General features: G+C 41.6%; 17 protein-coding genes. 11 read left to right on the top strand and 6 right to left on the bottom strand.

What is annotated here, in order from left to right:
• Positions 1 to 22: 22 nt before the first annotated feature.
• Positions 23 to 631: a superoxide dismutase gene (locus tag ABTP35_RS05960; protein ID WP_293298343.1), complete on the top strand. Its 609-nt coding sequence runs from the start codon at positions 23 to 25 to the stop codon at positions 629 to 631.
• 663 nt (positions 632 to 1294) lie between these two features.
• Here the strand turns inward: ABTP35_RS05960 and ABTP35_RS05955 are convergent.
• From ABTP35_RS05955 to ABTP35_RS05940, 4 genes are all read right to left on the bottom strand, one after another.
• Complete coding sequence (locus ABTP35_RS05955) at positions 1295 to 3193, bottom strand: amidophosphoribosyltransferase (protein WP_293298346.1); 1899 nt, start codon at positions 3191 to 3193, stop codon at positions 1295 to 1297.
• A gap of 44 nt (positions 3194 to 3237) precedes the next feature.
• Entirely contained in the window at positions 3238 to 4164 is a 927-nt protein-coding gene (locus tag ABTP35_RS05950) for a PfkB family carbohydrate kinase (RefSeq protein WP_224836090.1), read from the bottom strand.
• A gap of 155 nt (positions 4165 to 4319) precedes the next feature.
• Positions 4320 to 4955: a ribonuclease H family protein gene (locus tag ABTP35_RS05945; protein ID WP_293298349.1), complete on the bottom strand. Its 636-nt coding sequence runs from the start codon at positions 4953 to 4955 to the stop codon at positions 4320 to 4322.
• On the bottom strand, positions 4955 to 5518 hold the full coding sequence (locus ABTP35_RS05940) for a phosphoribosylglycinamide formyltransferase (RefSeq protein WP_293298352.1): 564 nt from the start codon (positions 5516 to 5518) through the stop codon (positions 4955 to 4957). The genes ABTP35_RS05945 and ABTP35_RS05940 overlap by 1 nt, the downstream gene beginning before the upstream one ends.
• 162 nt (positions 5519 to 5680) lie before the next feature.
• Here ABTP35_RS05940 and ABTP35_RS05935 point away from each other — a divergent pair, with 162 nt between their 5' ends.
• The 7 genes from ABTP35_RS05935 (at position 5681) to ABTP35_RS05905 (ending at position 11857) form a co-directional block, all read left to right on the top strand.
• A complete protein-coding gene (locus tag ABTP35_RS05935) occupies positions 5681 to 5914 on the top strand; it encodes an acyl carrier protein (protein ID WP_009778413.1) in 234 nt (77 codons plus the stop codon).
• A 101-nt stretch (positions 5915 to 6015) separates the two neighbouring features.
• Positions 6016 to 7266 carry a beta-ketoacyl-ACP synthase II gene (gene fabF, locus ABTP35_RS05930; RefSeq protein ID WP_224836093.1) on the top strand — a complete coding sequence of 417 codons (1251 nt, stop codon included), beginning with the start codon at positions 6016 to 6018 and terminating at the stop codon, positions 7264 to 7266.
• Between the two features lie 9 nt (positions 7267 to 7275).
• The gene (rnc, locus tag ABTP35_RS05925; RefSeq protein WP_252080870.1) at positions 7276 to 8013 is read left to right on the top strand and encodes a ribonuclease III; all 738 of its coding nucleotides are present in this window, start codon (positions 7276 to 7278) and stop codon (positions 8011 to 8013) included.
• A 107-nt stretch (positions 8014 to 8120) separates the two neighbouring features.
• A complete protein-coding gene (locus tag ABTP35_RS05920; protein WP_293298356.1) occupies positions 8121 to 8591 on the top strand; it encodes an IPExxxVDY family protein in 471 nt (156 codons plus the stop codon).
• A 2-nt stretch (positions 8592 to 8593) separates the two neighbouring features.
• Entirely contained in the window at positions 8594 to 10036 is a 1443-nt protein-coding gene (gene pyk, locus ABTP35_RS05915; RefSeq protein ID WP_224836096.1) for a pyruvate kinase, read from the top strand.
• 138 nt (positions 10037 to 10174) lie between these two features.
• A complete protein-coding gene (locus ABTP35_RS05910; RefSeq protein WP_224836097.1) occupies positions 10175 to 11023 on the top strand; it encodes a helix-turn-helix domain-containing protein in 849 nt (282 codons plus the stop codon).
• A 285-nt stretch (positions 11024 to 11308) separates the two neighbouring features.
• Positions 11309 to 11857: a carboxymuconolactone decarboxylase family protein gene (locus ABTP35_RS05905; protein ID WP_293298360.1), complete on the top strand. Its 549-nt coding sequence runs from the start codon at positions 11309 to 11311 to the stop codon at positions 11855 to 11857.
• Between the two features lie 128 nt (positions 11858 to 11985).
• Here the strand turns inward: ABTP35_RS05905 and ABTP35_RS05900 are convergent, their stop codons facing one another.
• Positions 11986 to 12564 carry a TetR/AcrR family transcriptional regulator gene (locus ABTP35_RS05900; protein ID WP_293298363.1) on the bottom strand — a complete coding sequence of 193 codons (579 nt, stop codon included), beginning with the start codon at positions 12562 to 12564 and terminating at the stop codon, positions 11986 to 11988.
• 250 nt (positions 12565 to 12814) lie between these two features.
• Here ABTP35_RS05900 and ABTP35_RS05895 point away from each other — a divergent pair, with 250 nt between their 5' ends.
• Entirely contained in the window at positions 12815 to 15595 is a 2781-nt protein-coding gene (locus ABTP35_RS05895; RefSeq protein WP_375334476.1) for a M16 family metallopeptidase, read from the top strand.
• A gap of 146 nt (positions 15596 to 15741) precedes the next feature.
• Here the strand turns inward: ABTP35_RS05895 and dinB are convergent, their stop codons facing one another.
• Complete coding sequence (gene dinB, locus ABTP35_RS05890) at positions 15742 to 16842, bottom strand: DNA polymerase IV (protein WP_252080866.1); 1101 nt, start codon at positions 16840 to 16842, stop codon at positions 15742 to 15744.
• A gap of 27 nt (positions 16843 to 16869) precedes the next feature.
• On the opposite strand from dinB, the gene ABTP35_RS05885 reads away from it, so the two are divergent.
• Positions 16870 to 17343 carry a CYTH domain-containing protein gene (locus ABTP35_RS05885; protein WP_293298369.1) on the top strand — a complete coding sequence of 158 codons (474 nt, stop codon included), beginning with the start codon at positions 16870 to 16872 and terminating at the stop codon, positions 17341 to 17343.
• Positions 17337 to 18011: a lysoplasmalogenase gene (locus ABTP35_RS05880; RefSeq protein ID WP_293298372.1), complete on the top strand. Its 675-nt coding sequence runs from the start codon at positions 17337 to 17339 to the stop codon at positions 18009 to 18011. Before ABTP35_RS05885 ends, ABTP35_RS05880 begins: the two co-directional genes overlap by 7 nt.
• The last annotated feature ends 7 nt before the right edge of the window (positions 18012 to 18018 follow it).

Here is an 18018-nt window from a genome sequence, read left to right as displayed (position 1 = left end):
TAACCTAAAAAAACAGAATATTATGGCTTTTGAACTACCTAAGTTACCGTATGCATACGATGCATTGGAACCCCATATAGATGCAAGGACCATGGAAATCCACCATACCAAGCACCACAATGGCTACACCACTAAATTGAATGCTGCCATCGAAGGAACAGATATGGACGGAAAAGGAATCGAGGACATTTTGTCCAATTTGGACATGTCCAATGCCGCGGTCAGAAACAATGGTGGCGGATTTTTTAACCACAGTCTTTTTTGGGAAGTAATGTCCCCAAACGGTGGAGGAGCTCCATCTGGAGAATTGGCTTCTGCCATAGATGATGCTTTTGGTTCTTTCGATGCTTTTAAAGAAAAATTCTCGGCCGCTGCCGCTACCCAATTTGGGTCGGGCTGGGCTTGGTTGTGTGTGCACGAAGGTGGCAAGTTGGAAGTTTGCTCAACTCCAAACCAAGATAATCCGCTAATGCCCGGAGTAACTTGCGAAGCACAACCAATTTTAGGATTGGACGTTTGGGAGCATGCATATTATTTGAATTATCAGAACAAGCGACCAGAATACATCGATGCATTTTTTAATGTAATCAATTGGGATAAGGTTGCAGAAAATTACGCTGCCAACAAGTAAGAGCAGAAATTAATACAATTAAAAAGCCGTTCACTTTTGTGAACGGCTTTTTTGTTTCTGTTTTTTCCAAAATAGAAAAGGGCGAGGAAGTCCTCACCCTTTTCGTCCCAAATCTTACCATAAACTTAACCTACTTATGCTATGGCACGACTAAAATACTGGTATTGTGTAAAATAACAAAGGGTTTTAAAAAATATTTTGCTTTTGGAAGTAAAAATAAAATGTGCAGTTCATCGATAAAATTGTTAAAACCTTGGTAGTCAAACATAAAGAAGCCGGAGCATGCTCCGGCTTCTTTCCCCAAATCTTACCATGAACTTAACCTACTTATGCTATGGTCCTCCAAATGTAAGTCAAGAGTTGATTTTGAACCCAAGCTTTTAGATGAAACCCTCTTTAATTGGTTGAAATGTTCAACAGGGCTCGATTATTGATAAATGTCAAGAAAACAAAGGAGAGAGTGAAATATGGGCAAAGTTGTAGAAAATAAAAAAGGTGGAGTTTATCCACCTTTTTTGCCCCAAATCTTACCATGAACTTAACCTACTTATGCTATGGCAAGTACTAAAGTAGGGTTGTGGGTTTCTGTTCGTATAAAAACCCGCTATACTGCTAGTTTCATCGATAAAGCGCACAGATTGCGCTCTTTTTCTATGTGGTTGATTAATAAGCTCTTTCGTTTTTTCCTTCAAAAAAGTTGATAAACGCCTTGTTGACTACCTTATTACCGCCCGGGGTGGGATAATTTCCTGTAAAATACCAATCGCCCAAGTTTTTGGGACAGGCGCTATGCAAACCTTCAATGGTTTGATAAATAATCTCTACCTCTGCATTTATTCCTTCAGGACTTAGAATTTCCCCGATCTTCTTGGAAATTTGTTTTGCCGATAATGGTGCATAAAATTCCTTCACGTAGTTTATCACATTTTTGTCTGAAGCTTCGGTCTGGGTAAGGCACTTCTCATAAATCTCTTTGATCAAGTGGGTAGTGCCATGTTCCTCGTGCAAAGCCAAAGCTGCCTTAAAGGCAACAAAATCTTCCAACTTTGCCATATCGATACCATAACAGTCCGGATAGCGGATCTGTGGTGCAGAGGACACAACCACTATTTTCTTGGGAGACAAACGGTCCAGTATTTTTAAAATACTACGTTTTAAGGTAGTACCGCGAACAATGCTATCATCTATAATTACCAGATTATCGGTAGGTTTTACAGAGCCATAGGAAATATCGTAAACGTGGGCCACCAGATCATCCCTGCTGCTATCTTGGGTGATAAAGGTTCTTAACTTGGCATCTTTGATGGCCACTTTTTCTATTCGCGGACGAATGTTCAATATTTTATGAAGCTCCTCGCCTGTCATGTTCGGCCCCAAGGCCAGAATTTGTTCTTCTTTTTTCTTGTTGAGGTAATTTTGAGCCTCCTTTACCATTCCAAAGAACGAAGTTTCCGCAGTATTCGGAATGTAAGAGAAGACGGTATTCTCCAAATCGTTGTCGATGGACTTCAAAATTTCTGGAAAAACCAGTTTCCCCAATTTTTTTCTTTCCTGGTAGATTTCTTTATCACTCCCTCTGGAGAAATAGATGCGTTCGAAAGAGCAGGCTTTTCGCTCGGTAGGTTCCAAAATACGTTTTAACGCCATGGAGCCATTTTTCTTAATGATTACCGCATGGCCCGGATCTAGCTCTTTTACATCATCAAAATTTACATTGAACACGGTCTGGATCACGGGGCGTTCGGATGCTACGACCACAACTTCATCATCCTGATAATAGTATGCCGGTCGGATTCCTGCCGGGTCGCGCATTACAAAAGCATCGCCATGCCCGATCAATCCGCTCATGGCATAACCACCGTCCCAGTTTTTGGAAGCCTTTCGTAGTATTTTGGCAACGTTCAAGCGTTCGGCAATAAGTGGAGAGGCCTCTCTTTTGGAGTACCCTTCTTTTTTGATCTCCTTGTACAATTTTGCCACGGCATCATCCAAAAAATGACCGATTTTTTCCATAACGGTAACGGTATCGGCTTTTTCTTTGGGGTGCTGTCCCAGTTCTACCAAGTTGCCAAAAAGCTCATCAACATTGGTCATGTTAAAGTTGCCGGCCACAATAAGGTTACGGTGCATCCAGTTGTTCTGTCTTAGAAACGGGTGAACGCTCTCGATGCTGTTTTTTCCAAAGGTGCCATACCTAACGTGTCCCATCAAAAGTTCCCCAATGTACGGGATGTTCTTTTTTTGCCACGCTACATCATCTTCAAACTCTGGGTTTTCGGTCAGTGCTGTGTTGATCCGGTTGTTGATCTGGGCAAAAATATCCTGGATGGGCTGCTGCTGTGCCGACCTTACCCGGCTCATGTATCTTTCCCCAGGCTCCATATCCATTTTAATGCTTGCAAAACCGGCGCCATCCTGTCCGCGGTTATGCTGCTTTTCCATCATTAAGTACATCTTGTTTACACCATAAAAAGCTGTGCCGTACTTTTCTTTATAGTACTCCAAGGGTTTAAGCAAACGGATCAACGATATTCCGCATTCGTGCTTAATAGGATCACTCATAGCAAATCAAATAAAAAAAGCCCCGAAAATTTCAGGGCACGCATTTAGGTTAATTCAATATTGAACTGTGTCAGTTCCTTAAACTGTTGTAAGCGGGCATTTACCTCGCTTTTATGTAAATCCACCATGCGCTCGGTGCCAAATTTCTCCACACAGAACGATGCTAAATTGGAGCCATGTATAATGGCGTTCTTCATACTTTCGAATGATATGTTGCCTACCTCTGTCAAGTACCCAACAAATCCACCGGCGAAAGTGTCGCCAGCTCCGGTAGGATCAAATACCTCTTCCAACGGTAGTGCTGGTGCAAAGAAAATATTTTCCTTGTGGAACAAAAGTGCTCCATGCTCCCCTTTTTTAATGACGACGTATTTAGGCCCCATCTTTTGAATTTTTTCGGCCGCTTTCACCAAGGAATATTCCTCGGTCATTTGTCTGGCCTCCTCATCATTTATAGTGATAACATCTATTTCAGAGATTACCTTCATCAAATCGTCCCAACTATTGTCCATCCAAAAGTTCATGGTATCCAAAACTATGAGTTTTGGTCGTTTTTCCATTTGATTGATTACACTTAGCTGGATGTTGGGGTGAAGATTGCCGAGCATTACTATGTCCGCATCGGTAAAGTTGCTCGGTACTACGGGATTAAAATCGGCCAGAGTATTTAGTTCTGTGGCCAAGGTATCTCGAGAGTTTAGGTCGTTATGGTATTTTCCTTCCCAGAAAAAAGTTTTGCCTCCTTTTACTACTTCAACACCGGATAGGTCGATGTCCTTGTTTATAAAAATGTCCATGTAGGACTGTGGAAAGTCGTCTCCGACGACAGAAACAATTGCGGAGTCTATTTTGTATTGTGATGCTGCCAAACCTATAAATGTGCCGGCACCTCCCAATATTCTTCCTGTTTTTCCGAACGGTGTTTCAATAGCGTCGAAGGCCATGGTCCCCACGATCAGTAATTTGCCCATTACCTAAATTTTGCTGCAAATATACGGTTTGATATTCCATATTGGAATCATTAACAAAGGATTTAAGAAAAACAGAGAATAAATGAGGGATTAAACTCAAGTTCAAGCGCAAATTTAATAAAGGCATGCCGTCTAATATTACTGGTATCTGCTTTCTATTTTCTGCCAAAATCAGCAGGTATTTCCCCCCAGGCCTTGGTCTCCCATTTAACTATTGGGGTGTTGAACCGATTTTTTTTGAGCCATTCTTCGGCACGTGCAATAAGCTCAAAAAGCTGCGCATTTTTTTCGGTTTTGTTCAGTTTGGTTCCACATTTTTTCTTTCTTACCCACCCAATTGCAATTCTGGAATCGGAATAGAGGATACGTTCACTTTTTTGTTGTTTTAAAAAGGCCAAACCATGGACCAACGCCAAAAACTCACCTACATTACTAGTTCCCTGTTCAAAAGGGCCTTGGTGAAAAAGGACTCTTTTACTTTTGGTGTCCACACCGCGATATTCCATTTTTCCCGGATTGCCGCTGGAGGCCGCATCCACCGCTATAGAGTTATAATTGGGGTCCCCGATTTTAAGCAGTTCCTCTGGAGTAAGTTCGCTTTTGCCCTTGGATTTACCCTTGAAATCCGCATAATTGCCGTTGTAGGCTTTTTTAGCCTCTTCGAACGTAGCAAAGGATTTGTATTGAGCTCCTTTAATGCCATCTATTTGCACCTTACAATCGGCCCACGACTCAAAAATTCCGGGATGTTTTCCTTTCCAAACCACATAAAACTTTTTTTTCTTGGCCATTAGGACAGTAGTTTTTTGATCACTTTAGGAAAATGCTCGTATTCCAACTGGTGTACCTTTTGGGCTATGGTTTCTGGGGTGTCCGTGGGTTCGATCATAGTCTTGGCCTGAAATATGATGGCACCTTCGTCGTAATTTTCGTTGACATAATGTATGGTTATGCCCGTTTCGCTCTCATTGTTGTCCTTAACGGCCTTGTGTACCCGGTCGCCGTACATGCCCTTTCCGCCATAATCGGGCAAAAGGGCAGGATGTATGTTCACGATTTTATTTGGATACGCCTCAATAAGGTTTTCCGGTATTTTCCAAAGGAAGCCGGCTAGTACCACAAGATCCGTCTGTAGACCGTGTAAAAGATCCACTATGGCACCGGAACCCTTAAAAGCTGGCCCGTTAAAATAGAAAGCGGGCACGCCGAGGCGGTCGCAGCGCTCCAGTACTTTTGCCGAATTTTTATTGGTAAGTACCGCCGCAACCGTGATGGCAGGGTCTTTGCGAAAAAAGGATATGATATTTTCTGCATTGGACCCACTGCCCGATGCAAAGATTACAATTCGTTTCATTCGTTAGGAATTGATATGATTTTGGACTAAATTACGTCGGCTAAAGTAAGATACACTGATGTAAGATGTTTAATTTGAATCACATTTTATCGTCAAATAGTGTATTTAATCCAAAGTTTTATATTTTTGCCAACGATTTAAATTTTTAAAACCACAATAATTATGTCAGACATTGCATCAAGAGTAAAGGCTATCATCGTTGATAAACTAGGTGTAGATGAAAATGAAGTAGTTGCAGAAGCTAGCTTTACCAACGACTTAGGAGCGGATTCCTTGGACACTGTTGAACTTATCATGGAGTTTGAGAAAGAATTTGATATTCAGATACCAGATGACCAAGCAGAAAACATCGCCACTGTAGGTCAGGCCATTAGCTATATAGAAGAAGCTAAGTAATTATATGATATATCGCTAAAGATTATAAATTATCCATGTGATTGTTGTCACATGGATAATTTTTTTTATAATTTACGTCTAAAGGGTAAAAAAATAGTTCAATGCAGTTAAAGCGAGTTGTGGTTACCGGAATGGGAGCGTTAACGCCCATTGGTAATAATTTGGAAGCTTATTGGGAAGGACTACGAACCGGAAAAAGCGGTTCTGCCCCCATTACATACTTCGATACCGAAAAATTTAAAACAAAGTTTGCTTGCGAGCTTAAAGGGTACGATCCTTCGGATTTTTTTGATAGGAAGGAAGCTAGAAAACTAGATAGGTTTGCCCAATATGCTCTGGTTTCATCGGATGAGGCCATAGCAGACTCTGGAATAGACTTGGACGTTGTGGACAAGTTTAGGGTTGGTGTAGTATGGGGCGCGGGAATCGGAGGTTTGGAAACTTTTCAGAACGAGGTGATCAGCTATGCCAATGGCGATGGAACACCACGTTTTAATCCGTTCTTTATTCCAAAAATGATTGCGGATATAGCACCTGGGAACATATCCATTAAACATGGATTTATGGGACCAAACTATACCACTGTCTCTGCATGTGCCTCTTCGGCCAATGCCATGATCGATGCGCTCAACTACATTAGATTGGGTCATTGCGATGTTATTGTGACCGGTGGTAGCGAAGCCGCTGTAACTATTGCAGGTATGGGCGGATTTAATGCCATGCATGCACTATCTACCCGAAACGAAAGCCCCGAAACCGCTTCTCGACCTTTTGATGCCACAAGAGATGGTTTTGTACTGGGAGAAGGAGCAGGTGCGCTAATATTGGAAGAATATGAGCACGCCAAAGCAAGGGGGGCTAAAATATATGCCGAAGTTTTGGGTGGAGGTCTTTCCAGTGATGCCCACCACATGACGGCTCCACACCCAGAAGGTATTGGAGTGGTAAAGGTAATGGAAAACTGTTTGCAAAACGCTGGGCTTAAACCAGAAGATGTAGATGCCATAAATACACATGGTACCTCAACCCCACTTGGTGATGTTGCCGAATTAAAGGCCATTAGCAAAGTATTTGGTGATCACGCCAAAAACATCAACATTAATTCAACCAAATCCATGACTGGCCATTTGTTGGGAGCGGCAGGAGCCATTGAGGCCATTGCCTCCATTTTGGCCATGGAGCATAATTTGGTGCCACCGACCATAAACCACAGTGAAGTGGATGATCAGATAGATCCATCGCTCAACTTGACCTTGAACAAGGCACAAGAGCGCGAAGTAAAGGTCGCCATGAGCAACACCTTTGGATTTGGAGGACACAATGCTTGTATTTTATTTAAAAAAATAGGGTAGTTTTGTAACATGAAACTCACTTCCAAAATATTCAATTCCCATCCTGACTCGGATGGGGATTTTTTTTTGGGTATGAAAAGGATCCTTGGTTTCAAGCCCAAAAACTTGGAGCTCTATAAAACAGCGTTCCTTCATAGGTCCATGAACAAAAAGGACGAAAAAGGGAATCCTGTAAACTACGAGCGCCTCGAATTTTTGGGAGATTCAATGCTGGGGACCATCATTTCAAAACATTTGTACAACCAAGTACCGGAAGGGGACGAGGGATATCTCACCAAAATGCGTTCCAAGGTAGTGAGCCGTAAGCACCTGAACGAGCTTGGTAAAGACCTTGGATTGCTGGATTTTGTGGAAAGTAGGATTCCGAAAGCACATTTTGGGGAGAATATTCATGGTAATGTCTTTGAAGCACTTGTGGGTGCGATCTACTTGGATAAAGGCTACATGTATTGTGAAAAATTCATAAATGAAAGAGTAATAGAGCCCTATGTGGATATTGAACAGCTCGAGGGTAAAGTGATCAGCTATAAGAGTTTGGTGATAGAATGGTGCCAAAAAGAAAAAAAGACATTCAATTATCACGTATATGAGGACACAGGAAACGACGAGTTAAAACATTTTGCCGTAAAACTTACCATTGGTGATAGAATGTTGGCAAAAGCACGGGCCACCTCCAAGAAAAAAGCAGAGGAAAAAGCCTCAAAACGAGCATATTTCGCTCTGCAGAGCAAGATTGAAAACCAGTAACTTTAAATAATAGTTAACTCTAACGTTTTCGTTTACTTAATAGAAGTATTGTCCTGTAGAAAACTGGACATGCATTAAGATTAAGCCTTATATTTACGGTTCGTGTTATGGGAAATTTGACAACGCACAGGATATCTGCAGCTTTATATGACGACAATTTTTCCCTTATTGCCATACACAGCAATTTGGAGGACTACGCCATTACATATGCAATAAATTCCGCTTGCGGACTCAAATTAAAACGCATGAAGAAAGACCTATGTCTCGATGGTCACATGTCGTTCTCGCTGTTCGATTGGGACGATGAACTGAACGATGTATACTGGACCCTGATCTCCAATAAATGTGAAGTAAGGGAGGAAACACCTTCTTTAGGTTTGTTCGAGAACAATGTAACCACGCGGACCGATCATTTGATCAAAGAAAAGAAGGAAGTGGATTATTTTTTGAAGGTAGATGCTGAGAACGAAGATCTATATTCCCAAAAAATCAAGTTCATAAATAAGATATCCAAGGTTATCACAGCATATCCATTGGATACGCAAAATTTGAAATCAAAAAGAAATTTAATCTTTTAACAATGCCAACTACTAAGAAAACGAAAATTGTAGCAACCCTCGGGCCAGCTACCAGTAAAAAGGAAACCCTAAGGGAAATGATATTGGCCGGAGTAGATGTTTTCAGGATAAACTTTTCCCACGCCGCTTATGAAGATGTAGCTGAGAGGATCAAAATAATCAGGGAACTTAACGAAGAGTTGGAAATTAACACCGCCATACTTGCCGATTTACAAGGACCCAAACTAAGAGTGGGCGTAATGGGAGGAGAGGCCATAGTTTCTCCGGGCGATGAAGTAACTTTTGTAACCGGAGAACCTTTTGAGGGAACGGCAGAACGAGTTTACATGAATTACCAGAACTTCCCAAAAGACGTAAAGGCCGGTGAGCGAATTCTTCTGGACGATGGTAAACTTATATTCGAGGTAAAGTCCACCAATGGAGAAAACGAAGTGGTAGCCAAAGTAATACAGGGCGGGCCGCTAAAATCCAAAAAAGGAGTCAACCTCCCCAATACCAATATTTCTTTACCGGCATTGACCAAGAAAGATATCAAAGATGCCATTTTTGCCATCGGTCAAGAAGTAGATTGGATTGCACTCTCATTTGTTCGTCATGCCCAGGACATATACGATCTTCATAATTTGATCAAGGAACACACCGAGCATAAAATTCCTGTAATCTCAAAAATTGAAAAACCAGAAGCACTGGAAAACATCGAGGAAATCGTAAAAGCATCCGACGGTCTTATGGTGGCCCGTGGCGATTTGGGTGTGGAGGTGCCGGCACAAGAGGTTCCACTGATTCAAAAACAACTGGTATTGAGTGCCAAAAAGGGTAGAATCCCCGTGATCATAGCCACCCAGATGATGGAAACCATGATCACCAGTTTAACACCTACCCGCGCCGAAGTAAACGATGTAGCCAACTCCGTTATGGACGGTGCCGATGCCGTAATGCTCTCTGGAGAAACATCGGTAGGCAACTATCCTGTCCAAGTAATTGAGAAAATGTCGAGCATTGTTACGAGCGTAGAAGGGTCCAATTTGATCAAGGTGCCTCAAAATCCACCACATATCCGTACCAAAAGGTACATCACCAAATCAGTTTGTTATCATGCCGCTTTAATGGCCAACGAGATATCGGCAAAAGCCATATCCACCTTGACCAACAGCGGATATACCGCATTCCAGATTTCGGCATGGCGACCAGCGGCACATATTCTCGTATTTACATCGAACAAAAGGATTTTGACCCAGCTTAATCTTCTCTGGGGCGTTAAAGCTTTTTATTATGATAAGTTCGTTTCCACGGATCAAACCATAGAAGACGTTAACCAAATTGCCTGTAAAAAAGGATTTTTGGAAGTTGGGGACATGTTGGTGAGTTTGGCTGCAATGCCGATTAAGGAAAAGGGAATGGTAAATACCCTACGGGTAACCGAAATCGAGACATGTAATTTCTAGAAAGAAGTTATATACCAAAAATAAAAAAGGTGTGCTCTGCAAAGCACACCTTTTTATTTTAGTGGCCTTAGGGGCCACTGTGATGTAAGCATGAACCACTAAATGGGACTAAATAGCGGGTATAGAAGTAATTGATCAATGAAACACGAATACAAAGATTCCAGGTTAGGTGCTATATTAGGGTTTACGGATGATATTAAAAAAGAGGAAAGATATTTTTCCGAAACTTCCAAGACCATAAAATTTTTGTGGAACAGAAATGGCAGTCCCTTGACCATTCAAATTGATGGACTGGACCTGGAACTGTTGCCAAACCAAATTATTACGGTAACCTATCTACAACACGTTTCTTATAGCAAGGCCCAATTGCCTATAACAGGGATTCTTTTTAACCGGGAGTTTTATTGTATTTCTGATCATGATAGCGAGGTTTCCTGTAATGGAATTTTGTTTTTTGGCACTCAGGATATACCGGTAATAACTATTGGCAAAGAACAATTGAACAAGTTCAACCTATTGCACGATATGTTCATCGAAGAATTTTCGACTCCGGACAATATTCAGGGAGATATGCTCCAAATGCTGCTTAAAAGGTTGATAATTATGAGTACGCGATTGGCGAAAGAACAGTTGATCGTAAAAACTTTGGGGAATGACCAAATCGATACCATCAGAAGATTCAATTTTTTGGTGGACATGCATTACAAAACAAAGCGAAAAGTGAGCGAGTATGCCGAACTGTTGCACAAATCTCCCAAAACCCTCTCCAACCTATTCTCGATTTACAACCAAAAGTCGCCCCAACAGATTATTTTGGATAGAATTGCGTTGGAAGCCAAAAGACTTATCAACTTTACCGATAAGCAAAATCAGGAAATAGCGTACGAACTTGGTTTTAACGACCCGGCCCACTTTAGTCGTTTCTTTAAAAAAATGACCCAGATGACCCCTTCCGAATACCGCGAAAACCTGCTTTTGGTAGCCTAAGGGAAAAATCGTCAAGCCATCGGGAAATTGCTCCTAACACCCACCCTCCTTTCCGAAGCATCTTTGCACTGTAATTAAAAAACAGACAAGAGATGAATATCACGGAAAAATCAATTTTTAATCTCATCGAGATTTTTAGAACAACACCAAAAACCGCGGTGCAAACTGTAAGAGCTTCAGAACACTGTGAGCAAAAGTACCATCACGATTTTTACTGTGATGTAGAAAAACCCTTTGTACAGACCTATTAATCCTTTTATAAAATTCATTTTAAAATTTACAATTATGAGCACAATCAATGTACCTAAAAGAGAAGAAGTAAGTACGGCCAATCAGGCCATTTTTGACAACTTGGAGAAAGCAGTAGGCTTTGTTCCCAACCTTTTCGCGACCTATGCCCACTCAGAAAATGCATTGGGCAATTATTTAGCACTTTCCAATGCGAAGACCTCTTTGAAGGCCAAAGAGAAAGAAGTGGTGAATTTGGCAGTTAGTCAAGTAAACAATTGTATTTACTGTTTGTCCGCTCACACTGCCATTGGTAAAATGAACGGTTTTACCGACGAGCAAATCCTTGAATTAAGAGAGGGCAAGGCATCTTTTGATGAAAAATTGGACGCTTTGGCACGTTTGGCCAAAAATATTACACAGAACAGAGGTGCAACAGATGCCCAAGTAGTGGATAATTTCTTTGCGGCCGGATGGACCAAAGAAAACTTGATCGACACTATTGTGTTGGTAGGTGATAAAACCATATCCAACTATATACACAGTACAACTAAAGTACCTGTAGATTTCCCTGAGGCCCAGCCTTTGGAGACGGTAGGCGCATAATAGCGACTACAACCTAACAAATCCTATTATTTTTGATAGGAGAATGTCACAACGAGCGTAGCCAATATGTTTTGTCCATTGACAGTATAACGTGTTCTTGACTGCGCTCGAACTGACATTTTTTGCTTTTAGATAAGCTCAGTATCCTTAAAAAGCGCTGGGGCAATGCTCCTTGCCATAAAAATGGGCCAATCATTTTTAAAAAGGTGGCTCTCCGTTACGGCACTTTCGTATAGCATATAAATGCCACCCGAGATTTTTTCGGTTTCCGCCTTGGACAAGTTGGAGATATTGTCGCCAACTATTTCGCCCAAATACAATAGCAGCTCTTTTTTTTGTTGTTGGATTACGGCCAATATGGCCGTTTGGTCCGGTGAAAGTTCTCCAAGTGTATTAATGCCCCAACAACCCTGAAAATCCTCATCCAGATACATATCGCGTAGCAGGTCAAATATGGCCAGCAGCTTTGGTCGGCCCGTATGCCTTTGCTCAACATAGTTTTTTAACCGAGCAATAAAAGCGTTGTGCCGTTGTTTTAAATACGCCTTGCAAATATCCTCTTTGGATTTAAAATGACTGTAAAGCGTCGCTTTTGCAATGCCACATTTTGATATGATCTCGTTGATGCCAGTAGAATTGTAACCTTGCGAATAAAAAAGGTTGCCCGCCGAAGTTATGATATGTTCGTGCAATTCGCTTCGCTGCATAGAAAAATGGTGTAATAGTGTTTAAAGTGGGGGCTGTTGGTACAAAGTAATAAAGAAATATTGGGTCGGGCAATTAAACCCCTATCAAGTACACCTTTATACCTATGGACACTAACGGTTAAAAGAACGTATCTTCAAGAAAATTATTTTTCGCCTTTAGGTTAATCGCCTAGAATAGTGTTTGTTGGAAACAATTTCCTATCTTGTTGCAACCAGTATTATCAATCAAAACAATTAAAACACTATCAAGATGAAAAAATTACTTCTAGCCTGTTTTATCGGGCTTTTGTCCTTTGCCGTTGGATTTGGCCAAGGATTTCAATTTAAAGCCGATGACATTAACATCGATTACAAAAAGTACACATTGAGCAATGGTCTTACCCTTTTGGTCTATGAGGACCACAAAGCACCTATTGCGGCTGTCAACGTTTGGTATCATGTTGGGTCGAAGAATGAAAAACCAGGAAAAAGTGGTTTTGCCCATTTGTTCGAGCACTTAATGTTCAACGGGAGCGAAAATTACAATACCGACTATTTTCAAGCCTTGGAGACTATCGGGGGAACCGATCTTAACGGAACAACCAATAACGATCGCACCAATTATTTTCAGAATGTACCTGTATCCGCATTAGATCAAGTACTGTTTTTGGAGTCCGATAGAATGGGCCACTTATTGGGAGCTATAGATCAAGCAAAACTCGACGAGCAACGAGGAGTGGTACAGAACGAGAAGCGGCAAGGTGAAAACCAGCCTTACGGTATGCAGTGGGATTATTTGACCAAGGCCATGTACCCTAAAGGTCATCCGTATTCCTGGACGGTTATTGGAGAAATGGAAGATTTGAACGCAGCTTCCTTGGAAGATGTGCAGGAATGGTTTAAATCCTACTATGGCGCGGCCAATGCCATTGTTGCCGTGGCAGGGGATGTGGATGCCGAGGAAGTGCATCAGAAGGTAATCAAGTATTTTGGGGATATCCCTTCAGGACCCACGGTGGAACGACAAGAAATCAATATTCCCAATAAAATTTTTGATTCTCGTCAGGTATACGAGGATCGTGTTCCCGAAACAAGAGTGCTCTTTGCATGGAATACACCGCCATTTGGTGTTAAGGAGGACCTTCATTTTGATTTGATTTCCGCTATTCTTAGCAATGGGAAGAATTCACGATTGTACCAAAAGTTTATCTATAAGGACCAATCTGCAAGTGCAGCAGTGTCTTTCCAAGCCTCCAGCGAAATTGCGAGCCAGTTTATTACTTGGTTAAACGTAAAGCAGGGTGAAGACCCATCCAAATTGGAGAGGGAACTTGAGGCGGAAATCCAGAGATTTATCGAAGAAGGCCCTACCGCAGAAGAACTTAAAAGGGTAAAGGCCGATTACTTTGCCAATTTTATTAAAGGGTTGGAACGTATAGGAGGTTTTGGGGGTGTATCCGATATTCTTGCTTCCAACCAAACCTATCATGGAGATGCATCCTATTATAAAACGACCTTAAAATATATTGAGAATGCCACTGCGGAAGATTTGAGAAAAACGGCCCAAAAATGGCTTTCCAAAGGAAAACATATTTTGGTCTGTAACCCATTTCCGGAGTACGATATTTTGCAATCGTCCGTAGACAGAAGTAAATTGCCGGAACTTGGTGCGCCGAAAAGTTCAAAATTTCCAGATCTCCAGCGCGCGCAACTTTCCAATGGACTCAATGTGGTACTTGCACAGCGCAAAGGCGTTCCGACCGTGGTAATCAATTTGGTCGCCGATGCTGGTTACAAAACGGATTATTTGGCCAGTCCAGGAACGGCAATGTTGGCCATGAACTTGATGGATGAAGGAACCAAGGACAAAACTTCTTTGGAAATAAACGAACAGCTTCAGTTGTTGGGGGCTTCCTTGAACACATTTTCCAGTCAGGATGAATCCAATGTTTATATGAGCACCCTTAAACCAAGCTTGGATGCAAGTTTGGATCTGTTTTTGGATGTGGTCCTCAACCCTGTATTTCCAGAGAAGGAATTTGAACGACTTCAAAAAGAACAAATAAACAATATAAAACAAGAAAAATCCCAACCCATAACCATGGCACTTCGTGTTATGAACAAGTACCTTTATGGAGAGGACCACCCATACAGCAGTCCCTATACGGGAACTGGATACGAGGATACCGTATCAAAGTTGACACGGGAAGACGTGGTCGATTTTTACAATACATGGTTTAAGCCCAATAATGCCACCTTGATCGTTACGGGAGATGTAGAGATGGGAGAGCTCAAATCCAAGTTGGAAAAGAAATTGGGCAAATGGAAGAGCGGTACTGTTCCCACAATTGCATTTAATGCGCCAAAAACCAATTCCAAGAATACATTGTATTTAATGAACCGTCCCGAATCCCAACAATCCGTGATCTTGGCAGGTCATCTTACCGAAAAATATGGCGATGTCTCCGAAATCGCTTTGGAGCAAATGGTAAGTATTCTTGGAGGAGATTTTACATCGCGAATCAATATGAATTTAAGGGAGGACAAGCATTGGTCCTACGGCGCCGGAGGATTTGTTATGGGTTCCAAAGAAGCACGGCCGTTTATTGTATATGCTCCGGTTCAAACCGATAAGACGGCAGAGTCCGTTACCGAGATCAGAAAAGAGATCTCTGAGTTTACATCGACCAGACCGGCAACTAGCGAAGAACTGGAAAAAGTAAAGACCAATCAAGTTTTGAAACTCCCTGGACAGTGGGAAACCAATAGTTCCGTGAACAGCTCGGTAAGAAACTTGGTCAGGTATAATTTACCGGACGATTATTATCAAAAATATGATCAAAACGTGAGAAACCTTTCCGTGGACGATGTTAGAAAGGTGAGCAACCAGGTAGTGCAGCCCGAAAAAGTGAATTGGTTCATGGTTGGTGATAGAGCTGAGATCATTACAAAATTGGATGAACTCGGTTTTGATAACATCATAGAAATAGACGCCGATGGCAACCCCATAAAGCCTGCGGTAAAGCCAATGGAAACCGATATAAAAAACTAAATTGTAGAGGGCTGTCCAAGAAGTTTTTTACGTCAACCGGAACTTGTTTCAGGTTCTCATAACCCTTTTAGAATTTCATGATGAGATTCCGAAACTAGTTCGGAATGACGGACAACTTAAAAGTATTTTTAGACAGCTTCTCTTTTTTAAAAATCAAATTTGAGTTGAACAAGCACGGATTCTTTTTCCGTGCTTTGTTTTTCTTTTTCCGTGTTGAGGTTGGCGAGTGAAATACCCAGTAACCGAACGGAGTTTTCCAAAGGAGACTGGTACAAAAGTTCCTTGGCGGTATCCAGGATCAAATCTTTGCTGCCAATATAGTAGGGCAGTGTTTTGCTGCGTGTTTGCAGGGTAAAGTCGCTGTACTTGATTTTTAAAGTAACTGTTTTTCCGGCTATTTTGGATTTTTGTAGCCTTCTTTCCAGCTCAGCGGCAATATTCTCTAATTTTTCCAGCATAAAAATCTCACTGCTTAAATTTTCAAAAAAAGTACGTTCCGCTCCCATCGATTTAGGGATACGATGAGGCTTAACCGAGCTCAAATGAATGCCGCGAACTACATTAAAATAATGTTGGCCACTTTTTCCGAAGTGCTGCTCTAAAAACTCCAACGATTTTGATTTTAGGTCCGATCCAGTAAAAATGCCAAGGCGGTACATTTTTTCGGCGGTAACTTTGCCCACTCCATAGAATTTACGAATATCCAAGTTTTCCAAGAATTCGATTACTTCCTCCGGATTCACTGTTTTTTGTCCATTGGGTTTGTTGTAATCGCTTGCCACTTTGGCGATAAATTTGTTTATGGATATTCCGGCCGATGCTGTTAAACCAGTTTTGTCAAGAATTTTTTGGCGTATTTCTTTGGCAATCAAAGTGGCAGAGGGATTTCCCTTTTTGTTCTCTGTTACGTCCAGATAGGCCTCGTCCAGCGACAGGGGTTCCACTAAGTCGGTATATTCAAAAAAAATACTGCGGATCTGCATGGAAACTTCCTTGTAGCGATCAAAACGGGGCTTTACAAAAATGAGGTTGGGGCAATTTCTACGGGCAATGGCGCCGGCCATGGCACTACGCACCCCAAATTTACGGGCTTCGTAGCTTGCAGCGGAAACTACTCCTCGTTTGGACCCTCCGCCCACGGCAATAGGCTTCCCCTTGAGGTCAGGGTTATCATGCTGTTCAACGGAAGCATAAAATGCATCCATATCCACATGAATTATTTTTCTTAGGGGAAAATTAAAGTCCATTTTCAAATTTAGGGTATATTTAGTTTGATGGAACATTTGGAAATAGAACGAAAATTTTTAGTAAAGTCGGATGGGTATAAACAGAAAGCTATCTCCCAAAACCGGATTGTACAGGGCTTTTTGAATACGGATCCGGATAGAACTGTTAGGGTTCGAATAAAAGGAGAAAAAGGTTTTTTGACCGTTAAAGGAGCCAGCAACGCATCGGGAACCACCCGTTTTGAATGGGAAACCGAAATCTCTGTATCCGAAGCTACAAATCTAATAGACCTGTGCGAATCTGGGATTTTGGAAAAAATACGGTTCGAAGTGCCTTTTGGTGATCAAATATTTGAAGTTGACGAGTTTTTGGGCGAGAACAGGGGCCTTGTATTGGCAGAAGTGGAACTTAAGCACGAAGAGGAACGTTTTGAAAGACCGGAATGGTTAGGAGAGGAAGTCACAGGTAGGATCAAGTATTATAATTCACAACTAAGCAAAAAACCGTATAAGGTGTGGTAGCAAAACCTAGGAAATCCACTGTAATTATAAATCTACTGATCATAATCAGTGGTGTTATGGCCATGGTTATGGAATATTTGGAATATCTATCGGTATATCGATTGTTAAAGCCGCTTACTACGATTTTGGTGATAGCATTACTGGTCTGTATTCCAAAAGCAAACTGGTCCATATTTAGAAAAATTGTTGTTCTAGCTTTGTCCTTTTGCTTGTTGGGCGATATAGTCTTACTGTTTCCGGAATACTTTGTGTTCGGCCTTGCCTCTTTTTTGGTGGCACACCTGCTATTTATTTGGGGATTTGTACATATAAATGGATTTCAGCGCAATTTGAGTTCGTTAGTACTGTTTTTAGGTACTGGGGGGCTAATTTTTTATTGGCTGTGGCCGGGACTTGGCGATTTTTTGGTTCCGGTCGCGATTTATATTTTGGTAATCTGCACTATGGCATGGCAGGGAATAGGTCTTTATTTAAAACATAAGGGGAAGGAATTTGGTTGGATCGCAGTAGCGGTACTATGTTTTATGTTCTCCGATACCATGATTGCCATCTCCAAGTTCAAGACAGCCTTTGCTTATTCGGGAATCGTTGTGCTCAGTAGCTATTGGCTAAGTATTGGTCTGATTGCAAATGCTGCCAGAAGCCTCGTTTTAAGACCGTCAGAATAATTGGCTC

The organism is Flagellimonas alginilytica, from assembly GCF_042134605.1.
GTDB lineage: Bacteria > Bacteroidota > Bacteroidia > Flavobacteriales > Flavobacteriaceae > Flagellimonas > Flagellimonas alginolytica.
The sequence above is the reverse complement of the archived record's forward strand: the minus strand, read 5'-3'. Positions and strand labels throughout refer to the sequence as shown.